Origin of the sequence: Aeromonas sp. Y318-1 (assembly GCF_027706125.1) — a bacterium.
GTDB classification, from domain to species: Bacteria; Pseudomonadota; Gammaproteobacteria; order Enterobacterales; family Aeromonadaceae; genus Aeromonas; species Aeromonas hydrophila.
Genome location: NZ_JAPDCM010000002.1, coordinates 90,465 through 116,207, shown reverse-complemented (window position 1 = coordinate 116,207; position 25,743 = coordinate 90,465). Strand labels below are relative to the sequence as shown.

The 25,743-nt window shown below is 63.3% G+C and carries 21 protein-coding genes and 1 pseudogene; 9 read left to right on the top strand and 13 right to left on the bottom strand.

The window, feature by feature from the left end:
• Window positions 1–177 precede the first annotated feature (177 nt).
• Window positions 178–1,197 (top strand): adenosine deaminase, encoded by a 1,020-nt coding sequence (locus OKB87_RS03115; RefSeq protein WP_270826423.1) that lies wholly within the window; start codon window positions 178–180, stop codon window positions 1,195–1,197.
• An 88-nt stretch (window positions 1,198–1,285) separates the two neighbouring features.
• Here OKB87_RS03115 and OKB87_RS03110 read toward each other — a convergent pair whose 3' ends face one another.
• The 3 genes from OKB87_RS03110 to OKB87_RS03100 form a co-directional block, all read right to left on the bottom strand.
• Window positions 1,286–2,407, bottom strand: a complete 1,122-nt coding sequence (locus OKB87_RS03110) for an alkene reductase (RefSeq protein ID WP_270826422.1) — start codon at window positions 2,405–2,407, stop codon at window positions 1,286–1,288.
• A gap of 189 nt (window positions 2,408–2,596) precedes the next feature.
• Entirely contained in the window at window positions 2,597–4,132 is a 1,536-nt protein-coding gene (locus tag OKB87_RS03105; protein ID WP_011706466.1) for a TerC family protein, read from the bottom strand.
• Between the two features lie 313 nt (window positions 4,133–4,445).
• A complete protein-coding gene (locus tag OKB87_RS03100; RefSeq protein ID WP_201355789.1) occupies window positions 4,446–5,372 on the bottom strand; it encodes a cation diffusion facilitator family transporter in 927 nt (308 codons plus the stop codon).
• A gap of 169 nt (window positions 5,373–5,541) precedes the next feature.
• Here OKB87_RS03100 and ydiJ point away from each other — a divergent pair, with 169 nt between their 5' ends.
• From ydiJ to OKB87_RS03080, 4 genes are all read left to right on the top strand, one after another.
• Window positions 5,542–8,601, top strand: coding sequence for a D-2-hydroxyglutarate dehydrogenase YdiJ (ydiJ, locus tag OKB87_RS03095; RefSeq protein ID WP_270826420.1), 3,060 nt, complete (start codon window positions 5,542–5,544; stop codon window positions 8,599–8,601).
• On the top strand, window positions 8,601–9,089 hold the full coding sequence (locus OKB87_RS03090; RefSeq protein ID WP_041217621.1) for a hypothetical protein: 489 nt from the start codon (window positions 8,601–8,603) through the stop codon (window positions 9,087–9,089). The genes ydiJ and OKB87_RS03090 overlap by 1 nt, the downstream gene beginning before the upstream one ends.
• Window positions 9,090–9,215: 126 nt before the next feature.
• Entirely contained in the window at window positions 9,216–9,677 is a 462-nt protein-coding gene (locus OKB87_RS03085; RefSeq protein WP_270826419.1) for a hotdog fold thioesterase, read from the top strand.
• 180 nt (window positions 9,678–9,857) lie between these two features.
• Window positions 9,858–11,753 (top strand): DEAD/DEAH box helicase, encoded by a 1,896-nt coding sequence (locus OKB87_RS03080; protein WP_016351112.1) that lies wholly within the window; start codon window positions 9,858–9,860, stop codon window positions 11,751–11,753.
• 365 nt (window positions 11,754–12,118) lie between these two features.
• Here the strand turns inward: OKB87_RS03080 and OKB87_RS03075 are convergent, their stop codons facing one another.
• Both OKB87_RS03075 and rnt read right to left on the bottom strand, forming a co-directional pair.
• Window positions 12,119–13,441 (bottom strand): Na+/H+ antiporter family protein, encoded by a 1,323-nt coding sequence (locus OKB87_RS03075; RefSeq protein WP_024944876.1) that lies wholly within the window; start codon window positions 13,439–13,441, stop codon window positions 12,119–12,121.
• 247 nt (window positions 13,442–13,688) lie between these two features.
• Window positions 13,689–14,348 (bottom strand): ribonuclease T, encoded by a 660-nt coding sequence (gene rnt / locus OKB87_RS03070; RefSeq protein ID WP_029300258.1) that lies wholly within the window; start codon window positions 14,346–14,348, stop codon window positions 13,689–13,691.
• Window positions 14,349–14,496: 148 nt separating this feature from the next.
• Here rnt and OKB87_RS03065 point away from each other — a divergent pair, with 148 nt between their 5' ends.
• Window positions 14,497–16,470 carry a methyl-accepting chemotaxis protein gene (locus tag OKB87_RS03065; protein WP_219280159.1) on the top strand — a complete coding sequence of 658 codons (1,974 nt, stop codon included), beginning with the start codon at window positions 14,497–14,499 and terminating at the stop codon, window positions 16,468–16,470.
• A 68-nt stretch (window positions 16,471–16,538) separates the two neighbouring features.
• Window positions 16,539–17,414: a flagellar protein MotY gene (locus OKB87_RS03060; RefSeq protein ID WP_024944879.1), complete on the top strand. Its 876-nt coding sequence runs from the start codon at window positions 16,539–16,541 to the stop codon at window positions 17,412–17,414.
• Between the two features lie 65 nt (window positions 17,415–17,479).
• Here the strand turns inward: OKB87_RS03060 and gloA are convergent, their stop codons facing one another.
• The 8 genes and pseudogenes from gloA to rsxA form a co-directional block, all read right to left on the bottom strand.
• Window positions 17,480–17,893, bottom strand: coding sequence for a lactoylglutathione lyase (gene gloA, locus OKB87_RS03055; RefSeq protein WP_016351107.1), 414 nt, complete (start codon window positions 17,891–17,893; stop codon window positions 17,480–17,482).
• A gap of 133 nt (window positions 17,894–18,026) precedes the next feature.
• On the bottom strand, window positions 18,027–18,668 hold the full coding sequence (gene nth / locus OKB87_RS03050) for an endonuclease III (protein WP_017408071.1): 642 nt from the start codon (window positions 18,666–18,668) through the stop codon (window positions 18,027–18,029).
• Between the two features lie 14 nt (window positions 18,669–18,682).
• Window positions 18,683–19,441, bottom strand: coding sequence for an electron transport complex subunit E (locus tag OKB87_RS03045; RefSeq protein ID WP_039214550.1), 759 nt, complete (start codon window positions 19,439–19,441; stop codon window positions 18,683–18,685).
• Between the two features lie 16 nt (window positions 19,442–19,457).
• Window positions 19,458–20,090 (bottom strand): electron transport complex subunit RsxG, encoded by a 633-nt coding sequence (gene rsxG, locus OKB87_RS03040; RefSeq protein WP_270826417.1) that lies wholly within the window; start codon window positions 20,088–20,090, stop codon window positions 19,458–19,460.
• 34 nt (window positions 20,091–20,124) lie between these two features.
• Window positions 20,125–21,177, bottom strand: a complete 1,053-nt coding sequence (gene rsxD / locus OKB87_RS03035) for an electron transport complex subunit RsxD (protein WP_011706452.1) — start codon at window positions 21,175–21,177, stop codon at window positions 20,125–20,127.
• A 27-nt stretch (window positions 21,178–21,204) separates the two neighbouring features.
• Window positions 21,205–23,319: pseudogene (gene rsxC, locus OKB87_RS03030) on the bottom strand (electron transport complex subunit RsxC); the annotation flags it as partial.
• 6 nt (window positions 23,320–23,325) lie between these two features.
• On the bottom strand, window positions 23,326–23,889 hold the full coding sequence (gene rsxB / locus OKB87_RS03025; RefSeq protein WP_011706450.1) for an electron transport complex subunit RsxB: 564 nt from the start codon (window positions 23,887–23,889) through the stop codon (window positions 23,326–23,328).
• 4 nt (window positions 23,890–23,893) lie between these two features.
• Window positions 23,894–24,475, bottom strand: coding sequence for an electron transport complex subunit RsxA (gene rsxA / locus OKB87_RS03020; protein ID WP_005302262.1), 582 nt, complete (start codon window positions 24,473–24,475; stop codon window positions 23,894–23,896).
• Between the two features lie 112 nt (window positions 24,476–24,587).
• Here rsxA and OKB87_RS03015 point away from each other — a divergent pair, with 112 nt between their 5' ends.
• On the top strand, window positions 24,588–25,484 hold the full coding sequence (locus OKB87_RS03015; protein ID WP_219280164.1) for a DMT family transporter: 897 nt from the start codon (window positions 24,588–24,590) through the stop codon (window positions 25,482–25,484).
• Between the two features lie 50 nt (window positions 25,485–25,534).
• A complete protein-coding gene (locus tag OKB87_RS03010) occupies window positions 25,535–25,732 on the top strand; it encodes a hypothetical protein (RefSeq protein WP_118880955.1) in 198 nt (65 codons plus the stop codon).
• The last annotated feature ends 11 nt before the right edge of the window (window positions 25,733–25,743 follow it).

The window sequence follows — 25,743 nt, the reverse complement described above, 5'->3', positions numbered from 1 at the left end:
TTGCGCCAACTCTCAAGATCTTCAAATAGTTATGTTGTTTTTGTGACGCCATTATAAGTCTGTTTGATGACAAGTCTCCCCCATAAACAGAGATAGGTGCACAATGAACGACAGAGGGGAGGGATCCGCTCTGCCACTGGCTGGTCCCGCTGTCTGTGAACCGATGGAGCCGTCATCATGGATAACTTTATTGCCGGTCTGCCCAAGCTGGAGCTGCACCTCCATATCGAAGGCTCGCTCGAGCCGGAACTGATGTTTGCCCTGGGCCAGCGCAACGGCGTGGCCCTGCCCTGGCCCGACGTGGCCAGCGTGCGCGCCGCCTACGAGTTCGACTGTCTGCAATCCTTCCTCGATCTCTACTACCTGGGGGCCAGCGTGCTCATCACCGAGCAGGATTTCTTCGACCTCACCTGGGCCTATCTGGAACGCTGCGCCGCCGACAAGGTGGTGCACGTGGAGATCTTCTTCGACCCCCAGACCCACACCGCCCGCGGCGTGCCCTTCGCCACCGTGCTGGGCGGCATCGAGCGGGCGTTGCAGACCGGAGAGCGGGAGTTTGGCATCAGCTGGCGGCTTATCATGAGCTTCTTGCGCCACCTGAGCGAGGAGGATGCCTTTGCCACGTTGGCGCAGGCTACTCCCTTCCTGTCGCGCATTCACGGCATCGGGCTCGACTCGGGGGAGCGGGGCAACCCGCCCAGCAAGTTTGCCAGGGTCTTTGCCCGCTGCCGCGAGCTGGGGTTGCCGGTGGTGGCCCACGCCGGCGAAGAGGGGCCGGCGGACTACATCTGGCAGGCCATCCGGGGGCTTGAGGTGCGGCGCATCGATCACGGGGTACGCTGCGTCGACGATCCCGATCTGCTGCGCTATCTGGCCGATACCCGGCTGCCACTCACCGTCTGCCCCCTCTCCAACACCCGCCTCAAGGTGTTTGACAAGATGGCCCACCACAACGTGCTGGCGCTGCTGGAGCAGGGGCTGTGCGTCACCATCAACTCCGACGATCCCGCCTATTTTGGCGGCTACATGAATGCCAACTTCCACGCCCTGGCCCATGAGCTGGGGGCCAGCATGAACCAGCTCTGCCGCTTGTCACTGAACGCGGTAGAGGCGAGCTGGCTGAGCCTGGCCGACAAGGCGCGGCTGACTCGGGAGATCAGAAGCTACGCCGCCTGCTACGGGGTCAGCCTCCATTAGCCTGCGGCGCCGGCAAGCATGACAGGCATAACGAGACGCGCCCACCAGTGATGGTGGGCGCGTCTCGTTATGCCGGGGCGGGTGTGACTCAGACCGTGTGGGGCTGAGGGGCCGCCTGATAGGCCGGGTAGTCAATCAAGCCCTTTTCGCCGCCGCCGAACAGGGTGGCCGGATCGTGAGGGGCCAGCGGATAACCGTGGCGCAGCCGCTCGGGCAGGTCGGGGTTGGCCACGAAGGGGCGACCGAAGCCTATCATGTCGGCCCAGCCCGCCTCGAGCGCCGCCCGGGCACGCTCGCCATCATATTTGCCGGCATAGATGAGGGTGTTGGGGAAGGCGTCGCGCAGCCCCTGCTTGAAGCCTTCCGCCATCAGCGGGGCATCGTCCCAGTCCGCCTCGGCGATGTGCAGGTAGACCACGTCGAGCCGGCCCAGCAGGCGGGCGGCGGCCAGGTAGGTCTCTTGCGGGTTGGCATCCACGGTGCCGTTGAGGGTGGTGAGTGGCGCAAGGCGCACCCCGACCCGGTCGGCCCCGATCTCGCTGCAGACTGCCTCGGTCACCTCTTTGAGGAAACGCAGCCGGTTCTCCAGCGAACCGCCGTAGCCGTCGGTGCGGGTATTGGACTCGGAGTCGAGGAACTGGTTGATGAGGTAGCCGTTGGCGGCGTGCAGCTCGATGCCGTCAAAACCGGCCAGCATGGCGTTGCGAGCCGCCTGACGGAACTGCCCCACTACCGCGTCGATATCGGCCTGGGTCATGGCGCGCGGGGTGACGGTCTCGACGAACCCGGGGGCATCGCTGCCATTGTCGACGAACACCCGCACCCCTTTCGCCTGAATGGCGGAGGAGGAGATGGGCTGGGCACCGCCGAGGTTGTCAGGGTGAGTGACCCGGCCCACGTGCCAGAGCTGGGCGAACATGGTGCCGCCCTTGGCGTGGACGGCGTCGGTCACCTGCTTCCAGCCGGCCACCTGTTCGGCGCTGTGGATCCCCGGCGTCCAGGCGTAGCCCTTGCCCATGGGGTCAATCTGGGTGCCTTCACTGATGATGAGGCCGGCCTCGGCGCGCTGGGCGTAATAGGTGGCCATCATGGCATTGGCCACGTCACCGGGCTGGCTGGCGCGGGAGCGGGTCATGGGGGGCATGACGATGCGATTGTTGAGGTGCAGCTGGCCGAGACGCAGGGGGCAGAACAGGTGATCGTGGTGCATGGTGAATTCCTCATGGTGATGATGGGCTCACTCTAGTGCCGGCATCCCTTGCGAAAAAGAGGGGTAATTGCACAAAAGAATTGCGCTGATGACAGCAATGGTGAAAAGAGGGAGTGGCAGGGGGAGGCGCCTGAATAAAAAAAGGGGGCCCGCAAGGCCCCCTTTTTCAGCATGGTTCACGCAATGGCGTCAGGCCTCCAGCGGCATGACGCGCACCCGCTCGATGCGCCGCTCGCTCACCTCGACCACCTCGAAGCCGAGCTGCTGCAGTTGCAGCTGCTGGCCCGGGGCGGGCAGGGTGCCGAAGTGGGAGAGCAGCATGCCGGCCAGGGTCACGTACTCGTCGCTCTCGCTCACCAGCCCTTCGTGTTCCAGCACCTGTTCCACGTGGTGGATGTTGGTGCTGCCGTTGATGAGCCAGCCTTCTCCATCGCGGACGATGTCCGGCGTTTCGTCTTCATCGGGCAGCTCGCCGACGATGGCCTCCAGCAGGTCGTGGGTGGTCACCAGGCCCTGGATCACGCCGAACTCGTCGGCCACCAGGATGAGGCTGCCCTTGGCCTGGCGCAGCTCTGCCAGCAGCTTAATCACGTTGATGGTCTGCGGCACTATGATGGGGTCGTTCTGCTTGGCCAGCTCGCTCAAGGATTGCCCTTCATTGAGGGCAAACAGCAGATCGCGTGCCTTGACCACCCCGATCACCTCGTCCAGATCGCCGTCACAGACCGGGAACAGGCTGTGGGGCTCCTGCTGCAGCAGGGCGCGGATCTCGTCGTTGGAGTCGTTGACGTCGATCCAGGCCATCTCGGAGCGCGGGGTCATGATGGTGCGGATGGAGCGTTCGGCCAGCGACAGCACCCCGGTCACCATGTAGCGCTCCTCCTCGCCAAAGCTCACCGGCTCGGCGGCGGGGGCGTCCAGATCGTCGTCCGGTCGGTCCTGATACGCCTTGCTGCCCATCAGTTTGAAAATGGCGGCGGTGGTGCGCTCGCGCAGGGGCTGCTTGGCTTCGTGGCGCTCGGCACTGCGCTGGGAGAGCTGGTTGAAGAATTCGATCAGCACCGAGAAGCCGATGGCCGCGTAGAGATAACCCTTCGGAATATGGAAGCCAAACCCTTCCGCCACCAGGCTAAAACCGATCATCAGCAGGAAGCTCAGACAGAGCACCACCACTGTGGGGTGGGCGTTGACGAAGCGGGTCAGCGGCTTGGAGGCGAGCACCATCACCAGCATGGCGATGGTGACGGCCGCCATCATGACGCCCAGGTGTTCCACCATGCCGACGGCGGTGATGATGGAGTCCAGCGAGAAGATGGCATCCAGCACCAGGATCTGGGTGATCACCACGCCGAAGCTGGCGTAGACGCCGACCGGCCCGTCTTCGGGCGGCTTGGCTTCCAGCCGCTCATGCAGCTCGGAGGTGGCCTTGAACAGCAGGAACAGGCCGCCCCCCATCAGGATCAGGTCCCGGCCGGAGAAGGGGTGATCCCACAGATGCAAAATGGGGGTGGTCAGGGTGACCAGCCAGGACATCACGCTCAAGAGCCCCAGGCGCATCAGCAGGGCCAGCGACAGGCCGATGACGCGGGCCTTGTCCCGCTGGGCGGGGGGCAGCTTTTTCACCAGGATGGCGATGAAGACCAGGTTGTCGATCCCGAGCACGATTTCCAGGACGATCAGAGTAAACAGACCGATCCAGATGTGGGGATCCAGCAGCAATTCCATGTAGTGACCTCAATAAAAAACAGACAGAGCAGAGAGTGAGCACTGCGTACGATGGCCGCAGTGACAGCAAGGCAATGGCGTTATTCAGAGGCGCTGATTAAGCAGATAAAGATAGGCTTTGACGGGAAGAAACGAAGGGCAACTTCGGGGATTGTCCATGATGGGCAATAAAACCTCGGGTTAAAAGTGAGCCCTGATGATAACGGGAATCCCGTATTTGGCAAGAGGGGGCGGGCAGCACCGGGGGAGGCGCGCTCGCCCAGCGGGGCGACAGGAGCGGGCGGAGCTTGCCAGGCAAGCCCCGCCGTGCGGCTTACAGCCAGCGTTTCTCGCGGGTGAAGCAGACCGACAGCCAGGCGTCCCCCAGGGTATCGCCGAGGCGGGACCAGAGTTCCTGGCGCAGGGCATCCTGGCGCTCGACGGGCCACTCCTGGCCGGGGGCCACCAGAATGTTGAGTTCGAGATCGAAGCGGCGGCCGCTTTTCGCCAGATGGCTGTAGCACTCGAAGCCATGGCGCAGGCGCAGGGCCTCGACTTCGCTGGCCACCAGCCGGGAGACATCCCCCTTGGGGGCGATCTTCAGCACTTCCCGCAGGTTGCGACCGAGCACCTTGATGGGGATGAGGGTGGCGCACAGGGCCAGCAGCGAGACCAGCACCGGGTCTATGTAGCGGTTGTAGTGGCCGTAGCCGATGGCATCGAGGCCGATGGCGACCACGAAGCCGATGAGCAGGGTGGTGCTGAGCAGGGTGTCGACCAGCCACTCCTTGGAGTCGACTCGCACCAGCTCGGAGTTGACCCGCTCGGCCACGTCGGCCTCGACCCGGTAGATGATGCCGCAGAAGAAGGTGGAGACGACGGCATAGATGAGGGCGTGGCCGAGATCGATCTCCCGTCCGCCCGCCAGCAGGGTGGTGAGGCCGTTGTAGAGTGCCGCCAGACAGAGCAGCAGAATGATGGTGCCGTTGATGACGTTGGCGATGGGCTCGAAGTGGGCGTAGCCGTATTGAAAGCGGGCGTCGGAGGGACGGGTAACCAGGTAGGCGGTGATGAGCCCCAGCCCCGTCATGCCCATGCTGAACAGGGTGAAGATGCCGTCCAGCATGATGGCGTTGGAACCGACGAACAGGCCATAGCCGATCCCGAAAATGGCAAAGGTGATGCAACCAAACAGCGACAGGGTCAGCGCCTGTTTTTCGGTGCGGATCAGCGTACTGATAACATGGCTGTAATGAGCCATAAAAGTCCTCCTTTCAAATGGTGAAGATTGCGCGCGCAAGCGGTTTTCTAGCTGATATACTGCCCGCTCACATGTGAGCGGACTGGTTCGGGGGCCCGCGAAGAGGCTGGCCCGAACGGTCGTTGTCGCCGGAGTTCCGGCATCAAGCAAAGGAAGGGAACAAGGATTCATGATCCCGAGACTCGATTACCAGGACAGTTTGTCACCTACAACCCTGCAGTTTCTTGAGTTGCTGGCGCGATCAGCATTTCGTGGTGATATCGAAAAGTCTTATGCAAGCCGGTTGGCGATGGCGACGGATAACAGCGTCTATCAGGTAGTACCTCAGGCGGTTCTCTATCCGCGCAATGCGGACGATATTGCGGTGATGCTCAAGCTGGCCCAGGGGCCCGAGTATGCAACCTTGAGTTTCTTCCCTCGCGGCGGCGGTACCGGCACCAATGGTCAATCCTTGGGCGGCGGCATTATCGTCGATCTCTCGCGCCATATGAACCAGATCATGGAAATTAATCTGGAAGAGGGTTGGGTGCGGGCCCAGGCCGGGGTGGTTAAAGATCAGCTCAACGCCTATTTGAAGCCCCACGGCTACTTCTTCTCGCCGGATCTCTCCACTTCCAACCGCGCTACTCTGGGCGGCATGGTCAACACCGACGCCTCGGGACAGGGGTCGCTGGTGTACGGCAAGACCTCGGATCATGTGCTGGGCCTCAAGGCCGTGCTGGAAAACGGCGATCTCATGGCCACCGAGCCGGTGACCGGTCAGCGTCTGGCGGACAAGCTGGCGCTGGATAACCGTGAAGGGGAGATCTATCGCACCCTCTATCGCATCGGCCGTGAGCGGCGCGCCGACATCGAAGCCACCTTCCCCAAGCTCAACCGCTTTCTGACCGGTTACGATCTCAAGCACCTCTATCAGCCCGATACCGACACTCTGGATGTCAGCCGGGTGCTGTGCGGCTCGGAAGGCTCCTTGGGCTTTATCACCGAAGCCCGGCTCAACATCACCCCCATTCCGCGCTACCGCACCCTGGTCAACATCAAGTACGACAGCTTCCCGTCGGCCCTGCGCAATGCCCCCTTTATGGTGGAGGCCCATGCGCTGTCGGTGGAGACGGTGGACTCCCGGGTGCTGGGACTGGCCCGCGCCGACATCATCTGGCACTCGGTCAAAGAGTTCATTCAGGAGGTGCCGGGCAAGGATCTGCAGGGGCTCAACATCGTCGAGTTTGCCGATACCGACGAGAATGAGCACAAGGCCAAGGTGGCCGAGCTGTGTCGGCGCATCGACGCCCTGCTGGCCAAGGGGGAGGCGGGGATCATCGGCTATCAGGTGTGCAACCACCTGGCCAGCATCGAGACCATCTACGCCATGCGCAAGAAGTCGGTGGGGCTGCTCGGCAACGCCGAAGGGCGCAAGAAGCCGGTGGCCTTCACCGAAGACACCGCCGTGCCGCCGGAGTCGCTGGCGGACTTCATCATGGAGTTTCGTGCCCTGCTGGATGGCCATGGCCTTGACTACGGCATGTTCGGCCACGTCGACGCCGGGGTGCTGCACGTGCGCCCGGCGCTGGACTTGTGCGACCCCGAGCAGGAGGTGTTGCTGCGGCGCATCTCCGATCAGGTGGTGGCACTCACCGCCAAATACGGCGGCCTGATGTGGGGCGAGCACGGCAAGGGTTTTCGCTCCGAATACAGCCCCGCCTTCTTCGGCGAGCTGTGGGAGGAGCTGCAACGGGTCAAGGGGGCGTTCGACCCCGCCAACCGCATCAACCCGGGCAAGATCTGCATGCCTTATGGCAGCGGCGCCGAGCTGGTGTCGGTGGACGGGCCCAAGCGCGGCAAGTTTGACCGCCAGATCCCGCTGGCGGTGCGCACCAGCTATACCCGGGCGCTCGATTGCAACGGCAATGGTCTCTGTTTCACCTTCGAGACCGACTCCCCCATGTGCCCCTCGGTCAAGATCAGCCGCGATCGCCGCCACTCCCCCAAGGGGCGGGCCGGCCTGATGCGCGAATGGCTGCGCCAACTGGCACAGCAGGGCTTCGATCCGCTGAGTGAGGAGGTGGCCCTGCAAAGCGGCGGTCTGCGCTTCAAGCAGATTGTCGACAAGTTTCGCAACACAGTGGCCCGCGCCCGTGGCGAGTATGACTTCTCCCACGAGGTGATGGAGGCGATGGAGGGGTGCCTGGCGTGTAAAGCCTGCACCAGCCAGTGCCCCATCAAGGTGGATGTGCCCACCTTCCGCGCCCGCTTCATGCAGCTCTATCACAGCCGCTATCTGCGCGGCCCCAAGGATTACTTCGTCGGCACGGTGGAGAGCTACGCCCCCCTGCTGGCCAAGGCGCCGAAACTGGTCAACTTCTTCCTCGAGAAGGAGTGGGCCCAGAAGGCGACCGAGAAGAGCATCGGCATGGTGGACGTGCCGCTATTGAGCGTGCCGACCCTGGCCGAGGAGCTGCGCGACCATCGCGCCCGCTATTTCGACCTGCCGGGCCTGGAGGCCATGAGCCCCGAGCAGCGTCAAAAAGTGGTGCTCATCGTGCAGGATCCTTTCACCAGCTACTACGACGCCCCCGTGGTGCGTGATCTGGTGAAACTCGCCAGCAAGCTCGGCCTGCAGCCCTATCTGCTGCCGTTCAAGCCCAACGGCAAGCCCCAGCACGTGAAGGGTTTCCTGCGCGCCTTCGCCCGTACTGCCGCCAGCAGCGCCCAGTTCCTCAACAAGGTGGCGGCGCTCGGCATTCCCATGGTGGGGGTCGATCCCTCTCTGGTGCTCTGCTATCGGGACGAATACGTGAAGGCGCTCGGCCCCGCCCGCGGTGACTTCCAGGTGCTGCTGCCCCAGGAGTGGCTGCTCTCCTTGCCGGCCGAGGCGCTGCCGGTGCGGGAGGCGGACGCCGGCGCCGCGCCCTGGTATCTGTTCGCCCACTGCACCGAGAAGACTGCCAAGCCCTCCACCCACGGTGACTGGAGTGCCCTGTTCCGCCGCTTCGGTGCCACCCTGCAACCGGTGTCGGTGGGCTGCTGCGGCATGGCCGGCACCTATGGCCACGATGCCAAACAGGTGGATAACTCCAAGGGGATTTATGGTCTGAGCTGGGCCGAGCCCCTGGCTCGCCTGCCGCAAGCCCGTTGTCTGGCCACCGGATATTCGTGCCGCAGCCAGGTGAAGCGGATGGAGGGGGAGAAGCTCAAACACCCGCTGCAGGCCCTGCTGGAACTGCTCTGATGCTGACGCTCCCCAAGCGGTTTCGGGTGCCGCAAGCCTATCGGCACCCGCACTTCCTGCTGCTGCCGGTCAATCCAACCCAGGCGGTGGTGGAGTTCGTCGCCATGCTGCGCGAGCGCGAGCAGCTTCATCAGCTGTTTCGCCCGGACGACGTGTGGCCCTCCGCCAATTTCAGCCTGAGCCAGCACGAGGCCGATCTGGAGTGGCAGCACTCCGAGTTTCTGGCCAAACGCTCCTTTGCCTATGGCCTCTGGAGCCCGGCGCGGGAGCCCGAGTTCTGGGGCGGGGTTTACCTCTACCCCTCGGTGTTGCCGGAGGTGGCGGTGGAGCTCTTCTTCTGGAAGGTGGCCGAGGCGCCGCTCACTGATGCCGAACTGGAGGCCGAATTGCGCGCCTGGCTTGGCAAGGTATGGCAGTGGCCTGAGCCGCGCCTGCCGGGGCGCGACCAGACCTGGGCCGAGTGGCCAGGGGTGACCTATCCCTGGTGAGAGTCAACCTCGATGCAAGATGCCCCGGCGTGGGCATCTTTTTTTTTGGTCCTTTTTCGCCGACACTGCTGGTTTGCCGCTACGGCGCAGCGATAACCTGTTGATCACGCAAGGAGTCCGCTCACCATGAGTCAAGAAAGCAGCCCTATCTGGCGCAAACCCATGAGCCTTGAAGGGCTCAACGCCAGCTCTCGCAACACCCTGATGGCCCACCTCGACATCATGTACAGCGCCTTTGGTCCTGACTGGCTGGAGGCCACCATGCCGGTGGATCACCGTACCCATCAGCCGCTCGGCATGCTGCACGGCGGCGCCTCCGTGGTGCTGGCGGAGACGCTGGGTTCCTTGGCGGCCAACATGGCGGTCGGGCCCGACAGTTACTGCGTGGGGCTGGAGGTCAATGCCAACCACCTGAGGGCCAAGCGGGAAGGGGTGGTGACGGGGCGCTGCACGCCACTGCATCTGGGGGCAACGACTCAGGTGTGGCAGATAGAGATTCGCGATGAACGTGGTCGTTTATTGTGCACCAGCCGGTTGACCATGGCGGTGCTCAAACACAAGCGGGACAAGGACTCTGGCGAAGCGTGATCTGCAATAACGCACCATGACTGAAAAATAAGCAAGCCATAGTCGCAAGATCCCTCTATAATTGCCAACGTCTTGAGAGGCTTATCACATTTTTCAAGACAGCAGAACAAAGTGGCGCTATAATCGCCGCCTTTTTGCTATTCCGCGGTGTTAGCCGCCTGCCTTAATCTGGAAGAATCTATGTCTGATACCGAACAACTGCCCCTTTTTAGTGAGCTTGGACTGGCCGCGCCTGTACTGAAAGCGCTGCAGGACGTGGGCTATGAGCGCCCGTCCCCCATCCAGGCCGCAGCAATTCCCCACCTGATGGCGGGCCACGATCTGCTGGGGCAGGCGCAAACCGGTACAGGGAAGACCGCTGCTTTTGCCTTGCCTCTGTTGTCTCGTCTGGAAGCTGGTAACCGCAACACCCAGATCCTGGTGCTGGCACCGACTCGTGAACTGGCCCTGCAGGTGGCTGAAGCGTGCCAACGCTATGCCCACCACATGCCTGATTTCCACGTGCTGCCCATCTATGGCGGCGCCTCCTACGAAACCCAGACCCGCGCCCTGCGCCGCGGTGCTCAGGTTGTCGTGGGTACCCCGGGCCGCGTGATGGACCTGATCCGTCGCAAGAACCTGGACCTCTCCGGCCTGAAAGCCCTGGTGCTGGACGAAGCGGACGAGATGCTGCGCATGGGCTTCATCGACGACGTGGACTGGATCATGGAACAGTGCCCGGCCGGTCGTCAGGTTGCCCTGTTCTCCGCCACCATGCCGGAGCAGATCCGTCGTGTGGCCCAGAAGCACCTGAAGCAGCCCAAAGAGATCAAGATCGCTTCCAAGACTGCGACCGCTACCACCATCCGCCAGCGTTACTGGCAGGTGACCGGTCTGCACAAGCTGGACGCCATGACCCGTCTGCTGGAAGTCGAGCCCTACGAAGCCCTGCTGGTATTCGTACGCACCAAGAACGCCGCCGAAGAACTGGCTGGCAAGCTGGCCGCCCGTGGTCACGCCTGTGAAGCGCTGCACGGTGACATCCCGCAGAAGCTGCGTGAGCGTACCGTCGACAAGCTGCGCCAAGGCCAGCTGGACATCCTGATCGCCACCGACGTGGTTGCCCGTGGTCTGGACGTTGAGCGCATCACCCACGTGGTGAACTACGACATCCCCTACGACACCGAATCCTACGTTCACCGTATCGGCCGTACCGGCCGTGCCGGTCGCAAGGGTGAGGCCATCCTGTTCGTGGCACCGCGCGAGCGTCGCATGCTGCGCGCCATCGAGCACGCAACCCGTCAGGCCATCGAGCCGATGAAGATGCCGAGCACCGAGGACATCAACCAGCACCGTCTGGCCAAGTTCAAGGAACGCATCCGCGAAACCATGATGGGCGAAGAGCTCGAGATCTACGTGAACCTGGTGAACGAGCTGATCGAAGAAGACTCTGCCGATCCGCTGGAGCTGGCTGCTGCACTGGCCAAGCTGGTACAGGGCGACCAACCGCTGCTGCTGGATGACTCCATTCCGGATCCGGTGTTCAACGCCGGCAACGATCGCGGTGGTTTCGAGCGTCGTGACTTCAACGACCGTGGTGGCCGTGATTTCGCTGACCGTGGCGATCGCCCGGCTCGTCGCATGCCGTCCCTGGAGCCGCGTCCGCTCAAGGACAACCCGGACGTGGAGATGGAGCGCTACCGCGTCGACGTGGGTGCCCATCACGGCGTCAAGCCGGGCCAGATCGTGGGTGCCATCGCCAACGAAGCGAACATCGAGAGCCGTTTCATCGGCAACATCGACATCGCCGATGACTTCTCCACCGTCGATCTGCCCAAGGGCATGAGCGCCGAAGTGCTGGAAGTGATCAAGAAGGCCCGTGTCTGCCAGCGTCCGCTGCAGATCAGCCGCTACACCGAAGTGCCGGCCGGCAGCAACACTGCTCCCCGTCCGCCCCGTGGTGATCGTCCGTTCCGTGGCGACCGTCCTTTCAACAAGGATCGCCGTCCGCAGGGTGACCGTCCCTTCAACAAGGATCGCCGTGAAGGCGGTTTCGACAAGGGTCGCAAATTCGGTGGCAAGCGCCGCGACAGCTAAACCCTGACTGCTAGCTAAAAAGGCCGCTCATCGAGCGGCCTTTTTGTTGCCCGTCGTTCACCCAGGCGACGCCGCAGCGCCGCATGGGGGGATGTGGACGGGTAAGTTTATGGCACACCGTGGATATCGCAGGTGAGTTGCCTGACATCGCCCTGGTAGTGTGGGGATGGGGCAGGGAAGAGACGGGTAAACGCAGGTTAGCGGGGGGCTGCGAACCGCGTCTCTGCATAAAAGGGAAGGGGGCAGCAGCAAGAGCAGGCTGAGAGGGGCGCCCGGGCTGGTTTGTGCGGACCTATGCCATCGCGATGAAGGCAGCAAAAAGGCGACCCTGGGGTCGCCTTTTATGTTGATGCATCTTGGGGGGATTAGAGCACCATGGCGGCAATCCAGCCGAAGATGATGAGCGGGATGTTGTAGTGGATGAAGGTGGGCACCACGCTGTCCCAGATATGGTCATGCTGGCCGTCGGCGTTGAGGCCCGAGGTGGGGCCCAGGGTCGAGTCGGAGGCGGGGGAGCCCGCATCCCCCAGGGCGCCGGCGGTGCCCACCAGAGAGATGGTCGCCAGGGGGGAGAAGCCGAGGTGCAGGCACAGCGGCACATAGATGGTGGCGATGATGGGCACGGTGGAGAAGGAGGAGCCGATCCCCATGGTGATGAGCAGACCCACCAGCAGCATCAGGAAGGCGGCCAGCCCCTTGTGGCCGGCCATCATGCCGGAGACGGCCTGGACCAGGCTCTCCACCCCGTGGGTCTCTTTCATCACGGCAGCGAAGCCGGCGGCGGAGATCATGATGAAGCCGATGAGGGACATCATGCGCACCCCCTGGGTGAAGGCATCCTGGCTCTCGCGGAACTTGATGACGCCGCCACAGGTAAAGATGACGAAGCCGGCCAGCGCCCCCAGCACGATGCTGTTGGTCATCAGCTGCAGCCCCAGCGCCACGGCGATGGCCAGCAGGGCGACCCAGATGTGGTTGAGGTTGAGATCGACCGTCTCCGGCTCGGCGGCCAGGATCTTCTCCAGATCATACTGGCGCGGCTTGCGGTAGCTGAAGAAGACGGCGATCAGCAGGCCGACGAACATGCCCAGCACCGGAATGGCCATCGCCAGCGGCAGCTGGCTGTGTTCGACCGGCACGCCGTTGTCGATCAGGTTCTTGGCCAGGATGTTGTTGAGGAAGATGCCGCCAAAGCCCACCGGCAGCAGCATATAGGTGGCGGTCAGGCCAAAGGTGATGACGCAGGCCACCTGACGGCGGTCGATCTGCATCTGGGCCATGACGTGCAACAGCGGCGGGATCAGGATGGGAATGAAGGCGATATGGACCGGGATCAGGTTCTGGGAGGAGATGGAGACCCCCAGCACCGAGCTGAGCAGCAGGGCCTTGACCCAGAGGATGCGCGAGCTGCTGGCATCCTTGCCGAGTTGGCTGATCACCTTGCGCGCCAGCAGATCCGTGATGCCGGAGCGGGAGATGGCGACTGCGAAGGCCCCCAGCATGGCGTAGGAGAGGGCGATCTCGGCGCCGCCACCCAGGCCACCGCTGAAGGTGCTGAGGGTCTGCTCGAGGGAGAGACCGCCGATCAGGCCGCCGACGATGGCGCCGATGGCGAGAGAGACCACCACATTGATCCGCAGCAGGCTGAGCACCAGCATCAGCGCCACCGCGATAACAACAGGATTCATTTGCTTTCCTTATAGTTTGTGTTGCTGTCTGTCGTGTGAAAGGCAGTTAGTTTGCGAAAAATGTGACAAATGTCGAGTAAAAAATCAGGTGAATGGCCTATCTACAGCATTCCCGGCGGTTCAACCCAGGTGAAGAGTCGAGAGAGATAAAAAACGGTGCTGGATGGGCCTTTTTTCGACATTCTGGTCAAACCAGATGGCGCAAGAAAAGAGGCTGCCGTGGCAGCCTCTTGGGAAGGGGGCGTCGTTACTCGCTGGCGTCGTCGGCCACCTCGTCCGGGTGGGCCGGGGGCCAGCCACCCAGGCTCTTCCAGCGGTTGACGATATGACAGAACAGCTCGGTGGTGCGCTCGGTGTCGTAGAGGGCGGAGTGCGCCTCTTTATTGTCAAACGGAATGCGCGCGCTCTGGCACGCCTTGGCCAGCACCGTCTGGCCCAGCGCCAGGCCGGAGAGGGCGGCGGTGTCGAAGGTGGCAAACGGATGGAATGGATTGCGCTTGAGGCCGGCCCGCTCGGCGGCGGCCATGACGAAGCCGTGATCGAAGGTGGCGTTGTGGGCCACTATGATGGCGCGGCCGCAATCCTGCTCCTTCATCCCCTTGCGGATGCCCTTGAAGATCTCGGTCAGCGCCTCTTTCTCGCTGACGGCGCCGCGCAGCGGATTGAAGGGATCGATGCCGGTGAACTCCAGCGCCGCTTTTTCCAGATTGGCTCCTTCGAACGGCTCGACATGAAAATGGAAGATCTGGTCGGGCACGAGCCAGCCCTGCTCGTCCATCTTGAGGGTATAGGCGGCGATTTCCAGCAAGGCGTCGGTTCTGGCATTGAACCCGGCGGTTTCAACATCGATGACGACGGGGTAAAAGCCACGAAAACGGCCCTTGAGGGTGTGAACAGCGTCGGTCATGGTATCTCGGTCGGCGTGAAATGAGGCGGCATTATGGCAAAAAAGCCGGCCTTTGTCCCTCATCGGCCGCCATCGGTACGGTGGCCGATTCTATTATCGACACGCGGGCTTATAATTGACCACTTCAACAATGGAATGGGGAGCAACGATGAAGAAGCTGGGATTGGCGCACAAGATGTTGCTGGTGGTCTGCCTGCCACTGCTGGCCTTGCTGTTTTTCTCCGGCCGATACGTCTATGAGCGTTATCGGGTCGAGCAGGAGATGAGTCAGGCTCAGGCCGCACTGGCGGTGGTACGGGAAGCTGCGCAGTTGGCCCACGAGCTGCAAAAGGAGCGTGGCATGTCGGCCGGCTTCCTGGGGGCCGGTGGCAACAAGTTCCGCGATGCCCTGCCGGCGCAGCGCAAGCAGGTCGATACCCTGCTGCAGCGCTTTCGTGAGGATCCCGCCCTGCTGGCGCTCAAAGAGGTGCAGCAGGAGCTGGCCGGGCTCACCGCCATGCGCGAGCGGGTCAGTGCGCTGGGGGTCGAGGTGGCGGAGCAGGTCAGCTTCTATACCCGGATGATCACTCAGTTGCTAGCGGTGGTGGATCAGATCAGCATCAATAGCCGGGATGCCACCATAGCGCTGCAGACCAATGCCTATGCCGCCTTCTTGCAGAGCAAGGAGAGAATGGGGCTGGAGCGGGCAACCTTGAGCAACGTGTTCGGCCGCGACAGCTTCACGCCGGCGCTGTTGCAGCAGTTCATCTCCCTGTTGGCGGCCCAGAATACCTATCTTGAGCGTTTTCAGGCGGTGGCGAGCCCCTCCCAGCGCCAGCTGCTGGCCGACAGCCTGGCCTCGCCGGTGGTGAGCAAGGTGGCCGCCATGGAGAAGCTGGCGCTGGACAAGGCGGCCAGCGGCGGCTTCGGGGTAGATGCCGAGGCCTGGTTTGCCCTGAGCACCGACAAGATCAGCCTGCTCAAGGAGAGCGAAGACCGCCTCTATCAGCAGCTGTCCGAGCGGGTGGATCAGATGCGGGCGAAGAGTGCCAGCGACTTCTGGTGGGCCGCGACCGGGGTCCTGTTGTGCGTGCTGCTCACCAGTTTTGTCTGCTGGCGGGTGGTGCGGGATCTGCATCTGGGCTTCATGGCCCTGCACCATACCTTCAAGCGGCTGGTGCAGGAGAACGATCTGACGGTGCGGGTCAACTGGCGATCAGGTGACGAACTGGGGGCATTGTCGCGGGATCTGAACCACTTCCTCGAACATCTGGAGGGGCTGATGTTGGCGGTGCGCCGCTCCTGCGAGGTGTTGGCCCGCAGCGCCGCCGCCTCGGCCAACGTCATTGCCGAAGTCAACGCCGGGGTGGCCAAGGGGTTTGGCCAGGTGGATCTGGTGGCGACGGCCGCCACCGAGATGGCCTCGACGGTGGCCGAGATCGCGCGCAACGCGACCCAGACCTCGCTGGCGACCCAGCAGGCCATCGGCCGGGCCCGGCAGGGTGACAAAGAGGTGGATCAGACCATCGATGCCATCCAGCAGGTCGCGGGCACCTTGAGTGATACCCAGCAGCTGGTGGACAGCCTGCATCAGGACACCGAATCGGTGGGCGAGGCGCTCAACCTCATCAAGCAGATCTCGGATCGCACCAACCTGCTGGCCCTCAACGCCGCCATCGAGGCAGCCCGTGCCGGCGAATCCGGCCGCGGTTTTGCGGTGGTGGCGGAAGAGGTGCGGGCGCTGGCGTCGCGCACCCAGCAGGCTGCCGACGACATAGAGCGGATGCTGGTGCGGCTGCGGCAGGGGGCCAATCAGGCGGTCACCGCCATGCACCTGGGGACCGAGCAGGCGGGGCTGAGCGTGACCGAGGCCAAGCGGGCGGGCAGCGAGCTGACCGACATCGTCAACGAGGTGCGCAAGGTGAGCGACATGACCGCCCAGGTGGCCACTGCCACCGAGGAGCAGCGCTATGTCACCGACGACATCCAGCACAACGTGATGACCATCCGCGAGGTGTACGAGGCGCATCGCCAGCACTCGGAAACCCTGCAGCAAAACAGCGCCGAGCTGGATCAGCTGGCGCGGGAGCTGGCGGGGCGCATCGCTCGCTTCAAACTGATGGACGCCGCCTCGACCCACTGATCGGTTTGCCCTAAAGCTTGTCCTGCCCCTGCCGATATCTAACCTGAGATCGTGTGGAGGGCAGGCAGTTGAACGCTTGGATGTTGGGGTTGGTCAGCATATCCGTGAGTATGCAGTTACAGGCGGGAGTCACCGAGTTCGGTGCCGGCCTGGATCAATCCGTCTGGCGCTTGACCTCCGACACCCAGGTGGAGTGCCGGCTCGAGCACCCCATCCCCAACTGGGGCACGGGGGCATTCGTCAGCCGTGCCGGCCGCAAGATCAATCTGGATTTCGAACTCAAGGGGCTGCGCCAGCAGGCCCAGACCCAGACGGTCAGCCTGGGCATCATGCCGCCGGTCTGGCGCCCCGGCATCGCCGGGCGTGAAGTGAGCCAGCTGCGCTTTTACCAGCAGTTTGACGGGCTGGTGGAGGGGCAGACCGCCTGGACCATGCTGGACGAGCTGGAAGGGGGGCGCATGCCGACCTTCCAGTACCGCGACTGGTATCGGCAGAATCGACCGGTGAGGGTCTCGCTCTCCTCGGTCAACTTCCGGGTCAAGTATCAGGCCTTCGTGGATTGCCTCAATGGCCTGCTGCCCTACAGTTTCAACGACATCGCCTTCAGCGTGCTCACCTATGACAAGAACAGTGACGAGCTGTCACTGGCCTCCAAGCGGCGGCTGGCGATGATCGGCGAGTATGTGAAGGTGGACAAGAGCATCGACGTGGTGGTGATCGACGCCTACAGCGACAGCTATGGCGGCCGCTGGCCGAACCAGAAGCTCTCCGAGAAACGGGCCGATGCCATCAAGAAGGTGTTTGTGGATCTGGGCATCGAACCCGGCAAGATTTCGGTGGAGGGGCACGGCGAGAAGCAGCACGTCGCCTCCAACGAAACCGAAGATGGTCGTGCCAAGAACCGGCGGGTGGTGATCAACATGGGCCGCAACGGCGCCATCTGAGGAAAACGAATCCATAAAAAAGAGCGCCTTGGCGCTCTTTTGGTTTTTCTGGGGATCAGGTTGGTTTAGACGCTGTCGCCGAGGCCGCTGCCGGCATCTTTCTTGGCGATCAGCTCAATCTTGTAACCGTCCGGATCTTCCACGAAGGCGATGACGGTGGTGCCGCCCTTGACCGGGCCCGGCTCGCGGGTGATCTTGGCACCGGCGGCGCGCAGCGCCTCGCAGGTGGCATAGATGTCGTCTGCTTCCAGCGCGATGTGACCGTAGGCTGAGCCCAGTTCGTACTCGCTGACACCCCAGTTGTAGGTGAGCTCGATCACCGCTTCATCTTTCTCGTCACCGTAGCCGACGAAGGCCAGGGTGTACTTGTATTCGCTGTTCTCGCTCTTGCGCAGCAGTTTCATCCCCAGCACTCGGGTATAGAAGTCGATGGAGCGTTGCAGATCGCCGACGCGCAACATGGTATGCAGGATTCTCATTGCTCAATTCTCCGGGTAGTGGTTCTTGTGGTATTGGTGCCGCCCAGGGGAGCGGATACCGGCGCTTGGCCTCAAGCCCGTGCTCGCCAGGAGCGGCACCATGGCTGCGCCGCTTGCGAGCCGGCAGCCGTGTTCAGCTCTCCGGGTAGACCTTTTCCTTGTACTCGCACAAGTCCTCGATGATACAGGAACCGCAGCGCGGTTTGCGAGCCAGACAGGTGTAGCGCCCGTGCAGGATCAGCCAGTGGTGCACGTCCAGCTTGAACTCGGCGGGAACCACCTTGAGCAGCTTCTCTTCCACTTGATCGACGTTCTTGCCCACCGCAAAGCCGGTGCGGTTGGAAACCCTGAAGATATGGGTATCGACGGCGATGGTGGGCCAGCCGAAGGCGGTGTTGAGCACCACGTTGGCGGTCTTGCGGCCGACCCCGGGCAGGGCTTCGAGGGCCTCGCGGTTCTCCGGCACTTCACCGCCGTGGCGTTCCAGCAGGATGGCGCAGGTCTTGATGACGTTCTCGGCCTTGGTGTTGAACAGGCCAATGGTTTTGATGTACTCCTTGACCCCGTCTACCCCCAGTTCCAGCATGGCCTGGGGGGTGTTGGCCACCGGGTAGAGCTTGTCGGTGGCCTTGTTGACGCTCACATCGGTGGCCTGGGCCGACAGCAGCACGGCGATCAGCAGCTCGAATGGCGTCTTGAAGTTGAGCTCGGTGGTGGGGTGGGGGTTGTCGTCCCGCAGTCGCTCCAGTATCTGCCTACGTTTCTGATTGTTCATGGCTCTCTCTTGGCTCAGAGCTGGGTCGCGCGGGCACCCGCGGCCGGCACGCTGCAGTGGGCCTTCTCGGCGCTCTGCTTGCGACCCATCCAGTCGTTGATGGCGTTCTTGCCGGCGATCATCAGGCCGAGGCCGATGAAGCCGCCAGGGGGCAGGATTGCCAGCAGCAGGCTGGCATCGGCGTGGAACAGCTCGATGCGCAATGACTTGGCCCACTCTCCCAGCAGCAGGTCGGCACCGTCGAACAGGGTGCCCATGCCGATGATCTCGCGCAGCCCACCCAGCACCAGCAGCACCAGAGTAAAGCCCAGCCCCATCATGAAGCCGTCGAGGGCCGCCAGCAGCGGCGGGTTCTTGGAGGCATACGCCTCGGCCCGGCCGATGATGACGCAGTTGGTGACGATGAGGGCGATGAAGATGCCGAGCGCCTGATAGAGGCCGTAGGTGTAGGCGTTCATCAGCAACTGCACGCTGGTCACCAGCGCCGCGATGATCATCACGTAGACCGGGATGCGGATATCCTTGGGCACCAGGTTGCGCACCAGCGAGATGGCGAGGTTGGAGCTGACCAGCACCGCCATGGTGGCAAGGCCGAGCCCCAGCGCATTGGTGAAGGTGGAGGAGACCGCCAGGGTGGGGCAGAGGCCCAGCACCTGTACCAGGGAGGGGTTGTTCTTCCACAGCCCCTGCAGCATCAGCTCCTTGAGCTCTTCGCGGCGACCATTGCTCTCGCTGAGCGGGCCCTGCCCGTCAATCACATCGACTTGTTCCATAGCTTGTGCTCCGGCGTTAGGGGGTGGCGTCACAGGCGGGGGCGTCGCGCAGCAACTCTGGGTGCTCCTGTTGCAGCAGCAACAGGTTCTTCACCGCCTTGACCACCGCCCGGGGGGTGATGGTGGCGCCGGTGAAGGCGTCGAACTCGCCGCCGTCTTTCTTCACGGCCCAGCTGGCCTCGTTGTCGTGGCTGAGAAACTTGCCGACGAAGCTGTTGATCCAGTCCGACTTCTTCAGCTCGATCTTGTCGCCAAGGCCGGGGGTTTCCTTGTGGGCCAACACCCGGACCGCGCTCACGGCGCCCTTGGCATCGGTGCCCACGATGAGGCGAATGGCCCCACTGTAGCCGTCGGAGGCGACGGTTTCCAGCGCGTAGCCAGTGATTTCACCCTGCTTGGTCGCGGTGTAGAGCGGCATGGCTTGATCGCTGCCCAGATAGCGTCGGCTCTGCACCAGCTTGCAGCTGGCGACCAGATCGTTGTCATAGCTCCCCTCCGGCAGCAGGGCGGAGAGGGTGCGCAGCTTTTCCAGCTGCTGCTGATGGGCGATCCGCCCCTGGGTCAGCTCGTTGGTCAGCACCACCACGGCGGTGCAGGCGAGGGCAAACAGGGCGAGAGTGACGCCGTTTTTGCGCATGCTCTTTAACATTGCATCATTCCTGAGGGTGAGGTGTGCGCGAGGATCATTTGCGACGGGCTCCGTAGACTTTCGGGCGTGTCAGGCTGTCGATCAGCGGTACGCACAGGTTGGCCAGCAGCACGGCAAAGGCGAAAGCATCCGGGTAGCCACCAAAGCGGCGGATGACATAGACCAGCACGCCGATGAGCACGCCATAGACCAGGCGGCCGCGCGGGGTGGTGCTGGCACTCACCGGATCGGTGGCGATGAAGAAGGCCCCCAGCATGGTGGCGCCGCTGAACAGGTGGAACATGGGGGTGGCGGTGGCGTCCGGGGTCATCAGATAACCCAGGGTGGCCGCCAGCAGCAAGGAGCCGAGGATGGCCCCCGGAATGCGCCAGTTGATCACCTTTTGCTGCAGCAGGAACAGGCCGCCCAGCAGGTAGCCGAGGTTGACCCAGCTCCAGCCGATGCCGCCCCAGCCTTCGAAGACGGTGTGGGTCATCACCTCGCCGGCGGTGAGGCCCTGAGTCAGCCCGGTTTTCAGGGTGTCGAGCGGCGTGGCCATGGTCAGCCCATCCACCCCCTGCTTGAGCTGCGCCATGCTGTAACCGTCGAGGCTGAAGCCGGTGAAGATCACCGAGGCCGCATCGCCAAAGCCGATGTCATAGGCGGCGATGCTGGAGGGCGGCAGCCAGCTGGTCATCTGCACCGGGAAGGAGACCAGCAGCAGCACATAGGCCACCATGGCGGGGTTGAACAGGTTTTGACCGAGCCCGCCATAGAGGTGTTTGGCGATGATGATGGCAAACGCCGTGCCCAGCACCAGCATCCACCAGGGCAGCAGCGGCGGCAGGGAGAGACCGATCAGCACGGCGGTCAGGGCCGCGCTGCCATCCAGCAGGGCCGGTTTGACAGGGCGTCCGCGCAAGCGCAGCACCAGCGCCTCCGAACCCAGCGCCGTGACCAGCGCCAGCAGGATCTGGATCAGGGTGCCCCAGCCAAAGAACCAGCTCTGCGCCAGAAAACCGGGCAGGCAGGCCAGGATCACCAGCAACATCAGGGTTTGGGTCTGTTTGCGGTTGTGGGCAAACGGCGCACTCGCGATATTGAACATGGATCAGTGGCTCTTGTCGGTCGATGGAGAAGGAGAGGCCTGGGCTGCTGCCTCGGCCGCCAGTTTGCGGGCCTTGGCACGGGCCACGGCGGCGGCAATGGCCGCTTTCTTGGGATCCGCATCGGCGGCTGGCTGCGGTGCATCGGCAGCCGGTGCAGCCACGGTGGTTGCCTCGGGTTTGGCTGTGGCCTCCTCGTCTTGCGCCTCTGCGGGCTTGGCAGTGGCCTCCTCACCTTGCGCCTGAGCGGCCTTCTTGGCCTTGGCACGGGCGATGGCGGCAGCAATGGCTGCCTTCTTGGGATCTGCGTCGGCGGTATCAGGCTGCGGCGCTGCAGCAGGGGCTGCCACGGCGGCCTCTTCACCTTCGGTCACGGCTGCATCCCCTTGCGCCTGAGCGGCCTTCTTGGCCTTGGCACGGGCCAGCGCCGCCGCAATGGCGGCTTTCTTGGCATCCTGCCCGTCTGCTGCCGGCGTATCGGCCTGGACCGAGCCGGGCTCGCTGGCGGCCGCCTTGGCAGCGCGGCGGGCGATGGCCTCCTGCTTGCGCGCCTCGCGGGCGGCAATCATGGCGCTGTTGTCCGGCGCGAGTTCGCTGGCCCCAACCGGTGCTGCGTCCTGCTTGGCCTTGATGCGGGCCAGTGCCGCGGCCACCGGATCTTCGCCACCGGCCGCCGTCATGGCCTGGCGACGCTGGGCGGCAGCCTCGGCATGGCGGGCTTCGCGGGCGGCTTTTTCCCGTTCGAAGCGGGCCTGCTTGGCCTCGAAGCGCTGCTTGGCGCGCTCGGCCTTTTCGGCCTCGGCACGCGCCTCGCGGATGTCATCCTTGGCAATCTTGTAGTACTGCACCAGCGGTATCTCGCTCGGGCAGACCCAGGCACAGGCGCCGCACTCGATGCAGTCGAACAGGTTGAGCCCCTCGGCCTTGTCGTACTCCTTGGCCCGGCTGTACCAATAGAGCTCTTGCGGCAGCAGGTTGGCCGGACAGGCGTCGGCACAGGCGCTGCAGCGAATGCAGGCCTGCTCCGGACCGGGCGGCGGCAGCTCGGCCCGGGTGGGGGAGAGCAGGCAGTTGGTGGCCTTGACCACCGGCACCATGGCATGGGGCAGGGTGAAGCCCATCATGGGGCCGCCCATGATCACCCGCTGATCCGCCTCGGGCTGCAGCTCGAAACGCTGCAGCAGCCAGCGCACCGGGGTGCCCAGCAGCACCCAGGCATTGCCCGGTTTCTTGAAGGCGTCGCCGGTGAGGGTGACGATGCGGGAGATGAGCGGCTCGCCGTCGATGATGGCGCGCTTGATGGCAAACACGGTGGCCACGTTGAGCACCATGATGCCCATGTCCACGGCGCGGCCCCCCTTGGGAACCTGGCGGCCGGTGAGCAGCTCGATGGTCTGCTTGGCGCCGCCAGAGGGATACTTGGTGGGCACCGTCTTGACCAGTACGTCTTCGTCTGTAGCATGACGGGTCAGCTCACCGATGGCGGCCGGCTTGTTGTCTTCCACCCCGATCAGGGTCAGCTTGGGCTTGAGCAGGTGCTTGAGCACCCGGATGCCGTCCATGATCTCGTCGGCATACTCCTGCATCAGCCGGTCATCGGTGGTGATGTAGGGTTCGCACTCCAGCCCGTTGACGATCAGGATCTCGGTCAGCTGACCGCGGCCATCAAGCTTGCTGTGGGTCGGGAACACGGCGCCGCCAAGGCCCGCGATACCGGCCTGCTGGATGCGCTCGAGCAGCTCGCCCCGCTCCAGATTCCAGTAGTCGCTGCGGCCCTGACGCTCGCCCCAGGCATCTTCGCCATCCGGGGTGAGGGTGATACAGAGATCGTCGAGACCGGAGGGGTGGGCCACCGTGTGGTGACCGATGGCGGTGATGGTGCCGGAGGTGGAGGCGTGCACCGGCACGAAACGCCCCTTGTCATGGCGGGTGAGCGGCTGGCCCTTCTTGACCTTGTCGCCGACCCGCACCAGCAGGTCGCCGGCCGGGCCCGCGTGCTGGCGCACCGGGATGATGAGCTGGGGTGGCAGACCCGCGTCCACCACCGGGGTGAGACTGGACTGGTCTTTGTTCTCGGGAGGGTGAATGCCGCCGTGAAAATCCCACAGAGTGCCGGCTTTGATGCGTTCGAGTAAGGACTGCATGGTTACTTATTCCACTATCTTGACCGGAATGGCGACGTTGGCCAGATCCCACTTCCAGTTGTCGACCGTGGTCGGCACCGGGATCATTTCGATACAGTCGGTCGGGCAGGGATCGACACAGAGATCGCAGCCGGTGCACTCGTCGGCAATGACGGTGTGCATCGCCTTGGTGGCGCCGACGATGGCATCGACCGGACAGGCCTGGATGCACTTGGTGCAGCCGATGCATTGATCTTCATGAATGAAGGCGACTTTCTTGATGGGGGCGGCGGCCTCGGCGCCGCCCAGCGGCTGGGGTTCGACCCCCATCAGGTCGGCAATCTTGCGCATGGTGGCATCGCCACCTGGCACGCACTTGTTGATCTGGTCGCCATTGGCCAGCGCCTCGGCGTAAGGCTTGCAGCCCGGGTAGCCGCACTGGCCGCACTGGGTTTGCGGCAGCAGGGCGTCGAGCTGATCGACGATGGGATCGGCTTCCACATGAAATTTGACGGCGGCAAAGCCCAGGATGATGCCAAAGGCCAGAGCCAGCAGAGCCAACACCAGAACGGCAAAGAGTATGTGAGTCATAGCGCTATATCTTGATGAGGCCGGTAAAGCCCATAAAGGCCAGCGACATCAGGCCGGCGGTGATCATGGCGATGGAGACGCCGCGAAACGGAGTGGGCACGTCGGCGGCCACCAGACGTTCGCGCATGGCGGCAAACAGGATCAGCACCAGCGAGAAACCGGTGGCGGCGCCGAAGCCGTAGATGATGCTCTGGATGAAGTTGTGGTGCTCGTTGATGCTGAGCAGGGCGACCCCCAGCACGGCGCAGTTGGTGGTGATGAGTGGCAGGAAGATGCCCAGCAGACGATAGAGAGTAGGGCTGCTTTTGCGGATAACCATCTCGGTAAACTGAACCACGACGGCGATCACAAGAATGAAGGCGAGCGTGCGCAGGTAGGCGATGTTCAGCGGGATCAGGATATAGTGTTCCATCAGATAGGAACAGGCGCTGGCCAGGGTCATCACGAAGGTGGTCGCCAGCCCCATGCCGATGGCGGTTTCCAGCTTGCCGGAGACGCCCATGAAGGGGCACAGGCCGAGGAATTTCACCAGCACGAAGTTGTTAATCAGCACAGTGCCGACCAATAAAAGCAGGTACTCAGTCATTGCAGGTTGGTTATCCGGTGTGAAGGCGGCGGTATTATCTGATTTTAGGTGCCTTTTAACAACCGCAAGGCCGCATGGTTATTATTCAAATAGCCAATTTCATGGAGGAAACGTGCGCCCTTTACCCATTTTTACCCTGACCCTGGCGATGCTGCTCTGGTCCAGCTCCTTCATCGCGCTCAAGCACGTGCTGGGGGTCTGGGGCTTCGGTCAGGTGCTGTTCATGCGCATGAGCGTGGCGGCGCTCTGCTGGCTGTGCTGCTACCGCTATCTCGGCAATTTCCGCTATCAGCAAGGGGACTGGCGCTGGCTGGCGTTGATGGGGGCGTTGGAGCCCTGTCTCTATTTCCTGCTGGAGGTCAACGCCCTGCGCTACACCAGTGCCGGTCAGGCCGGCATGGTCTGTGCCCTGTTGCCGCTCATCGTGGCGCTGGTGGCCTTCGTGTTGATCCGCGAGCGGGTGAGCCGCCGTCAGTTGCTCGGCTTTGCCATCGCCATCTTCGGTATCGCGCTGCTCGGTTTTGGCAGCGGGACGGATGAATTTGCCCCCAATGCCCTGCTTGGCAACAGCCTGGAGATGGCGGCCATGCTGTGCGCCGCCACCTACTCGGTGGTGTTCAAGAAGCTCTGCAGCCGCTACAGCGTGTTGACCCTGACTGCGTTGCAGGCCTTCGTCGGCACTCTCTTTTTCGCCCCTTTTGCCTTTGGCGAACCCTGGCCGACGGCCTGGGTCTGGCAGGACATGGCGGTCATCGTCTTTCTCGGCGCCTGCGTGACCCTGGGGGCCTACCTGCTCTACAACTGGTCGGTGACCCAGGTGAAGGTGACGCTGGCGGCGGCCTACGTCAATCTCATCCCGGTGTTCACCCTGCTGCTGGCCTATCTGCTGCTGGGGGAGACCCTCAACGCCTTGCAATGGGTGGCCTGTGGCGCCGTGCTGCTGGGGATCGCGGTGGGACAGCTGCCGGCCAGGCGCGTGCGGATGCCGGCGGCCACCACAGGCCCGTGACGGCCGCAAATTGACTACAGTCAGGGCAGGTAGCAGCGAGGAGCGTGATCATGAGTGACATGAGGTTACTGGCGCAGGCGCGACTGCTGCTTGGCCACCATCCCTTCACCCTGGCCGATGCGCGGGCACTGGAGGCGCTGGAAGAAGAAGCGGTGGGCGAGGAGGGGCTCTGCATCGCCGAGCTGTGGGAGAGTGCCCTGCTGCAGGCCGATGAGGAGGCCAGGCACTATCTGTCGGGGCTGGATTGACCTTTGATCGG

Bases quoted from the DNA above. Each gene is read 5' to 3' on its own strand.
- OKB87_RS03115 (WP_270826423.1), top strand. From the start codon at position 178: ATGGATAACTTTATTGCCGGTCTGCCCAAGCTGGAGCTGCACCTCCAT.
- OKB87_RS03110 (WP_270826422.1), bottom strand. From the start codon at position 2,407: ATGCACCACGATCACCTGTTCTGCCCCCTGCGTCTCGGCCAGCTGCAC.
- OKB87_RS03105 (WP_011706466.1), bottom strand. From the start codon at position 4,132: ATGGAATTGCTGCTGGATCCCCACATCTGGATCGGTCTGTTTACTCTG.
- OKB87_RS03100 (WP_201355789.1), bottom strand. From the start codon at position 5,372: ATGGCTCATTACAGCCATGTTATCAGTACGCTGATCCGCACCGAAAAA.
- ydiJ (WP_270826420.1), top strand. From the start codon at position 5,542: ATGATCCCGAGACTCGATTACCAGGACAGTTTGTCACCTACAACCCTG.
- OKB87_RS03090 (WP_041217621.1), top strand. From the start codon at position 8,601: ATGCTGACGCTCCCCAAGCGGTTTCGGGTGCCGCAAGCCTATCGGCAC.
- OKB87_RS03085 (WP_270826419.1), top strand. From the start codon at position 9,216: ATGAGTCAAGAAAGCAGCCCTATCTGGCGCAAACCCATGAGCCTTGAA.
- OKB87_RS03080 (WP_016351112.1), top strand. From the start codon at position 9,858: ATGTCTGATACCGAACAACTGCCCCTTTTTAGTGAGCTTGGACTGGCC.
- OKB87_RS03075 (WP_024944876.1), bottom strand. From the start codon at position 13,441: ATGAATCCTGTTGTTATCGCGGTGGCGCTGATGCTGGTGCTCAGCCTG.
- rnt (WP_029300258.1), bottom strand. From the start codon at position 14,348: ATGACCGACGCTGTTCACACCCTCAAGGGCCGTTTTCGTGGCTTTTAC.
- OKB87_RS03065 (WP_219280159.1), top strand. From the start codon at position 14,497: ATGAAGAAGCTGGGATTGGCGCACAAGATGTTGCTGGTGGTCTGCCTG.
- gloA (WP_016351107.1), bottom strand. From the start codon at position 17,893: ATGAGAATCCTGCATACCATGTTGCGCGTCGGCGATCTGCAACGCTCC.
- nth (WP_017408071.1), bottom strand. From the start codon at position 18,668: ATGAACAATCAGAAACGTAGGCAGATACTGGAGCGACTGCGGGACGAC.
- OKB87_RS03045 (WP_039214550.1), bottom strand. From the start codon at position 19,441: ATGGAACAAGTCGATGTGATTGACGGGCAGGGCCCGCTCAGCGAGAGC.
- rsxG (WP_270826417.1), bottom strand. From the start codon at position 20,090: ATGTTAAAGAGCATGCGCAAAAACGGCGTCACTCTCGCCCTGTTTGCC.
- rsxD (WP_011706452.1), bottom strand. From the start codon at position 21,177: ATGTTCAATATCGCGAGTGCGCCGTTTGCCCACAACCGCAAACAGACC.
- rsxB (WP_011706450.1), bottom strand. From the start codon at position 23,889: ATGACTCACATACTCTTTGCCGTTCTGGTGTTGGCTCTGCTGGCTCTG.
- rsxA (WP_005302262.1), bottom strand. From the start codon at position 24,475: ATGACTGAGTACCTGCTTTTATTGGTCGGCACTGTGCTGATTAACAAC.
- OKB87_RS03010 (WP_118880955.1), top strand. From the start codon at position 25,535: ATGAGTGACATGAGGTTACTGGCGCAGGCGCGACTGCTGCTTGGCCAC.